Here is a 6,228-nt window from a genome sequence, read left to right as displayed (position 1 = left end):
TCGCCTGCCGGTGGTGCGGCGTGCGTGAACGCGGGTTCCGCTGCGCCGAGTGCGGCACGTAGCGGGGTGCGCGCCGGTTCCCGCGGTGTGGACCGCACCGCCGACGAGCTGGGCCGGGCCTTCCCACAGGTGCCCGTGCTGTCCAGCTCCTCCGAGCACATCCTCACGGAGGTCGGCGACGAGCCGGCGCTGGTGGTGGCGACCGTCGGCGCCGAACCCGTGGCCTCCGGTGGGTATGCGGCGGCCCTTCTCCTGGACGGCGACGCGCAGCTGGCCCGCGAGGGCCTCGACGTCCCCGGCCGGTGCTCTCCCGCTGGCTGGCTGCGGCCGCGCTGGTGCGCCCGGCCCGGGACGGGGGAGTCACCGTGGTCACCGCGGACCATCCCGAGACCGTCGGAGCCCTGACCCGCTGGGACCCGGACGGCTTCGCCGCGCACCAGCTCCAGGAGCGCCGTGAGCTGCACCTGCCGCCGGCAGGTCGCCTGGCGGAGGTCACCGGTGAGGCCGCCGCCGTGGCCGAGTACATCGAGCTGGTCGAGGAGGCCCGGCGCGAAGAGCAGCCCGGCCGGTCGCCGGCCCCGGCGCCGCTGCCGTGGATCGGCCCGGTGCCCGAGGTGGCCGACGAGACCCGGCACCGTGCCCTGCTGATCTTCCCGTGGGCCGCGGCCGAGGCGACCGTGCGGGTGCTGCGCAAGGCGAAGTCCGCGGCCTCCACGCGGGCCGAGCAGAAGCCGGTCCGCCTCCGTCTCGACCCGGCCGGCGTCCTCTGATCAGCCCCGTGCGTTTTCGCTAGCAAATCGGGAGGCGAGTGCCGTCGTCGTTAGGCTGACGGGCATGCAGCCCCACCGTCCACGCACGGACGAGGTGCCCCCGGTCCGCCTGCGCGACCGCCTGCGCCCGCCGTCCGCCGGCGACCCGTCCCGCTTCACCGGGATGCCCGTCCGCATCCCGGTCCGCCGAGAGGTGCCGGTGGCCGACCCCGTCAGCGGCGCCCCCGTGCCGGTGTCCGTGTTCGAGTACCTCCCCCGGGGCACGACGACCGCACGCACCTTCGTCTTCGTGCACGGCTTCCGTGGGGATCACCATGGGCTCGTCCTGCTCGCCGACTGCCTGCCGGGCGACCGGATCCTGGCCGTGGACCTGCCGGGGTTCGGCGCCTCCGGAGCCTTCCCTGCGGCGGAGCACTCGGTGGCGCACCATGCGGAGGCGGTGGCCGCGGCCGTCGCGCAGCTGGAGGTCCCGGCGGACGCGGTGCTGCTCGGGCACTCCTACGGCTCGATCGTGGCCGCGCACCTGGCGGCGCAGGACCCGCGGCGGTGGTCCGCGCTCGTGCTCCTGAACCCGATCTCCGAGCCGGCGCTGGCCGCGAACGGCTCGCTGCTTGACAGGGTGACCGCCGCGGTCGCCCAGGGCTACTACGAGGTGGCCGCGCGCCTGCCGGAACGGCTCGGGGACGGGCTGCTCCGCGCGCCGCTGATCACCTGGCTCACCACGCTCTTCATGTCCGAGACCTCGGACGCGCGCATCCTCGCCCACACCCACGACCAGCACACCCGGCACTTCTCCGCGTTCGCCACCCGGGCGTCCCTGGCGCAGGCCTACCGTGCGAGCACCACCGGCTCGGTGCCGGACAACGCGGACCGGCTGACGCTGCCCGTCCTGCTCGTCGCCGGCGCCGAGGACCCGATGGGCTCGCCCGACACCCAGGAAGCGCTGGCGGAGCGGATCGCGGCGGTGTCACCGCGGGTCGAGCTGACGGTGCTCCCGGGCGTGGGGCACCTGCTGCACTACGAGAAGGCCCCGGAGTGCGCGGCGCTGGTCGAGGACTTCCTCACCCGGCGTCCGCCACGGTGAGCGACGGCGTGGGTCGACGGCCGGACCCGAATGCGCACCGCTGCGTAAAAGTGATTCGTGTCACACTCGCTGCTCCTCGCCCAGCCGATCTGGGGTTACGGCACAGCCGTCCCTAACGTGGACTGCTGACACATCCCCCGGAACAGCGGCCGAGCACACCTCTGCCCGGACGCGGAAAGGACTCCATGAGCGTGGCCCGATCCCTGAAGATCTCACTGGCGTTCGTCGGACTGCTCGTCGGCGCCGGCTTCGCCACCGGCGCCGAGGTCATCCAGTACTTCATCTCCTTCGGCGCCGTGGGCATCGTCGGCGCGGTGCTCTCCGGGCTGATGATGACCATCGCCGGGGCCGTGGTGCTGCAGCTGGGCAGCCTGTTCCTGGCCGACGACCACCAGGGTGTGTTCCGGCGGGTCACGCACCCGGCGATCTCCCGCTTCCTGGATGCCGCCGTGACGGTCACGCTCTTCGCGATCGGCTTCGTGATGCTCGCCGGCGCGGGCTCCACGCTCGAGCAGCAGCTGGGCTGGCCCACCTGGGTGGGCACCGCGATCATGGTGGGGCTCGTCCTGCTCACCGGGCTCATGGACGTGGACAAGGTCTCCTCGGTGATCTCACTGGTGACGCCGCTGGTGATCGTCGCGGTCATCGTGGCCTTCGTGGTGGGCGTGGCCTCCTGGCCCTCCGATGCCGGCGCCCTCTCCGAGCTGGCCGCCCAGGCCCAGTCCCCGGTGTCCCCGTGGTGGCTGTCCTCCCTGAACTACACGGGACTGGCCCTGCTGATGGGCGTGTCCATGTCCATCGTGATCGGCGGCAACCACGCCAACCCGCGCGAGGCGTTCGTCGGCGGACTGGCCGGCGGCGCGCTCTACATGGTGCTGATGACCATGGCCGCCGTCGCCCTGTTCGCCGGCTTCGAGACCGCGGGCGAGTCGGACGTCCCGATGCTCGCCCTCTTCGCAGGAATCAACGACTGGGCCCCGTGGGCCATGGTCGTGATCATCTACGTGATGGTGTACAACTCCGCGATCGGCATGCTCTACGCCCTCGGCAAGCGCCTGTCCGGCAGGCGCTTCCGGTTCTACCCGGTCTTCGCGGCGGGCACCCTGGCGGCCTTCGCGGTCAGCTTCGTCGGCTTCGACACCCTGATGACCTACGTGTACCCGGTGCTGGGCTACATCGGCATGGCCATGATCGTGGTGCTCGTCGTCTGGTGGTTCACGCACCGCGACCGCATCGACGAGGAGATCCGCGTCCGCTACCGCCTGACCGCCCTGCTCGGCATGAAGCAGTCTCAGGAGCACGAGTTCACCGACCGCAACGAGGAGCAGGTCGCCGAGGCCGCCGGCCACTCGGTGGCGGACAGCCGCGCGGTCACGGAGGCGGTGGAGACCGAGGCGCCGGCGCACACGCACCGCACGGGCTCCTCGCGTTCCTGACGTGTCCGGTGCCGTCGGGGTCCTCAGCGCCCGGTGAGCCTGACGTCCCAGGGCCCACCGGACGGCCTCTCGCACGGCCGGCTTGCTCCCGCAGGCCGGCGTGCGAGTCTCTGTCTCGGTCCGCCGATCCGGCGGACCCCGGACGAGGGGAGCCGTACCCGGCCAGCGACAAGACGGCCCGTAGGAGCTGCCATGTCCTGGATCGTCCTCGTCCTCTCCGGTGCCCTGGAGGCCGTGTGGGCCACTGCTCTGAGCAGGTCGGAGGGCTTCACCCGCCTCGGCCCGTCGGTCGTGTTCGTCGTCGCCCTGATCGCCAGCATGGGCGGACTCGCGTATGCCCTGCGCGAGCTGCCGGTGGGCACCGCCTACGCCGTCTGGGTGGGCGTCGGCGCGGTGCTCACGGTCGTCTACGCCATGGCCACCGGCGCCGAGGCCGTCTCCACCCTCAAAGTCCTGTTCCTGGTGATGATCGTCGGGGGAGTCATCGGGCTGAAGCTCGTCTCCTGAGCCTCCGGCTCTGTTTCCCGACGACGGCCCCTCGCGGTCCCAGCCTCCCTCGCTCTCCCGACCACTGCGTCTTCTGGTGAGTTCATGCAGGTGTGAGTCGTCGAATCCGAGGCGATGACGGTGTGTGCTCACCAGTTGTCCTCGAGGCGGGGGCTGCTGGTCATAGAGGCGGGGCTGCTGCCTGCCATAGAGGCGGGGCTTCTGCGGGCCACCTGGGAGCGCGCGGGCTGACCCCACGCCGGCCACAGGCCGACCCGCGGCCACGCACCCGGGGCGAGCGGCCGTCGTCGGGAAGGACACGGCGCGAGACGATCCGCGCGCGCCCGGCGCGGGACGCACAGGCGCTGGCGCGGACGCGTAGGATGGGCAGGCCTGATCCCTGACCCCGTCGACGAAGGACCCCACGAGCGTGACCGCATCCAACCCCACTCCGGACACCCCGCAGATCCCGGAGGACGCCGAGTACTCGTTCCGCGAGGTCGAGGCCCGCTGGGCCGGCTACTGGGAGGCCGCGCGCACCTTCGCGCCCCTCGAGGACGGCCGTGAGCGCCGCACCGTGGTGGACATGTTCCCGTACCCCTCGGGGGACCTGCACATGGGCCACGCCGAGGCGTTCGCCATGGGCGACGTGAAGGCCCGCCACTGGATGCAGCAGGGCTACGACGTGCTCCACCCGATCGGCTGGGACTCCTTCGGCCTGCCCGCGGAGAACGCCGCCATCAAGCGCAACGCGCACCCGGCCGAGTGGACCTACGCGAACATCGAGACGCAAAAGAGGTCCTTCCAGCGCTACGGCATAGCCGTGGACTGGGACCGCGAGCTGCACACCTCGGACCCGGAGTACTACCGCTGGACCCAGTGGCTGTTCCAGCAGTTCTACAAGCGCGGCCTGGCGTACCGGAAGGACTCCCCGGTCAACTGGTGCCCCAAGGACCAGACCGTGCTCGCCAACGAGCAGGTGGTGGACGGCGCCTGTGAGCGCTGCGGCGCCGAGGTCACCAAGCGCACCCTGAACCAGTGGTATTTCAAGATCACCGAGTACGCGGACGCCCTGCTGGACGACATGTCGGCGCTGGAGGGCCACTGGCCCGAGCGCGTGCTCGCCATGCAGCGCAACTGGATCGGCCGCTCCGCCGGCGCGCACGTGGACTTCCAGGTGGACGGGGACGGCCCCACCGTCACGGTGTTCACCACCCGTCCGGACACCCTCTACGGCGCGACCTTCATGGTGGTCGCCGCGGACTCCCAGCTGGCGCTGGACCTCGTGTCCGAGGACAGGCGCGCCGAGCTCGAGGCCTACCGCGAGGAGCTGAAGAAGGTCTCCGAGATCGAGCGTCAGTCCACGGACCGCACCAAGACCGGCGTGGACCTGGGCCGCACCGCCGCCAACCCGCTGACCGGCGAGTCCCTGCCCATCTGGGCCTCGGACTACGTGCTGGCGGACTACGGCACCGGCGCCATCATGGCCGTGCCCGCGCACGACCAGCGCGACCTGGACTTCGCCCGCGCCATGGGCCTGCCCGTCCGCATGGTCGTGGACACCGGCGAGGAGGACCCGGCGGTCTCCGGCGTCGCCACGGCCGGCGATGGCACCCTGGTGAACTCCGGCGAGCTGGACGGCATGGACAAGACCGCGGCGATCGCCAAGGCCATCGAGGTCCTCGAGGGCAAGGGCACCGGCCGCGGCACCACCAACTACCGCCTGCGCGACTGGCTGCTGTCCCGCCAGCGCTTCTGGGGCACCCCCATCCCGGTGGTCCACTGCGACGACTGCGGAGAGGTCCTCGTCCCCGAGGAGCAGCTGCCGGTGACCCTGCCGACCGACCTCAAGGGCGAGCAGCTCGCCCCGAAGGGCCAGTCCCCGCTCGCCGCCGCCGAGGGCTGGGTGAACGTGGACTGCCCGGAGTGCGGCAAGCCCGCCCGCCGCGACTCGGACACCATGGACACCTTCGTGGACTCGTCCTGGTACATGCTCCGCTACGCCTCCCCGCGGGACGACACCGCCGTGTTCGACGCGCAGGCCGTGGCCGACTGGATGCCGGTGGACCAGTACGTGGGCGGCGTAGAGCACGCCATCCTGCACCTGCTGTATGCCCGCTTCTTCACCAAGGCGCTGCATGACATGGGCCTGGTGCCGTTCACCGAGCCGTTCCGTGCCCTGCTGAACCAGGGCCAGGTGCTCAACGGCGGCAAGGCCATGTCCAAGTCCCTGGGCAACGGCGTGGACCTCGGCGAGCAGCTGGACACTTTCGGCGTGGACGCGGTCCGCCTGACCATGGTGTTCGCCTCCCCGCCGGAGGACGACGTGGACTGGGACTTGATGCCGGTGGAGAAGACCTCCCAGCCCTTGTCCGTGACCACCATGACGTCCTTGCCGTTGCCGGCATTGGACAGCCGCTTGAAGCCGGGCAGCTCCTGCTCTTTGACGACC

At 71.5% G+C, this 6,228-nt stretch carries 5 protein-coding genes, 1 pseudogene and 1 riboswitch; all 6 genes and pseudogenes read left to right on the top strand.

Features of this window, described 5'->3' with window-relative positions:
• Window positions 1-405 (top strand): annotated as a pseudogene (locus AC2W7A_RS08200) (primosomal protein N'); the annotation flags it as partial.
• On the top strand, window positions 366-770 hold the full coding sequence (locus AC2W7A_RS08195; RefSeq protein ID WP_485990926.1) for a hypothetical protein: 405 nt from the start codon (window positions 366-368) through the stop codon (window positions 768-770). The pseudogene AC2W7A_RS08200 and the gene AC2W7A_RS08195, both read left to right, overlap by 40 nt.
• Window positions 771-834: 64 nt before the next feature.
• Window positions 835-1,854 carry an alpha/beta fold hydrolase gene (locus tag AC2W7A_RS08190; RefSeq protein WP_485990925.1) on the top strand — a complete coding sequence of 340 codons (1,020 nt, stop codon included), beginning with the start codon at window positions 835-837 and terminating at the stop codon, window positions 1,852-1,854.
• A 185-nt stretch (window positions 1,855-2,039) separates the two neighbouring features.
• Entirely contained in the window at window positions 2,040-3,290 is a 1,251-nt protein-coding gene (locus AC2W7A_RS08185) for a YkvI family membrane protein (RefSeq protein WP_485990924.1), read from the top strand.
• A gap of 115 nt (window positions 3,291-3,405) precedes the next feature.
• Window positions 3,406-3,473, top strand: a riboswitch (guanidine-III (ykkC-III) riboswitch).
• 9 nt (window positions 3,474-3,482) lie between these two features.
• Window positions 3,483-3,797 (top strand): DMT family transporter, encoded by a 315-nt coding sequence (locus AC2W7A_RS08180; protein WP_485990923.1) that lies wholly within the window; start codon window positions 3,483-3,485, stop codon window positions 3,795-3,797.
• 409 nt (window positions 3,798-4,206) lie between these two features.
• Window positions 4,207-6,228 (top strand): leucine--tRNA ligase (gene leuS, locus AC2W7A_RS08175; RefSeq protein ID WP_485990922.1); only part of this gene is annotated, 2,022 nt, incomplete at its 3' end.

The organism is Micrococcus sp. LASM2_SD2 (assembly GCF_057364565.1).
This window is presented reverse-complemented; position numbering and strand designations above follow the sequence as displayed.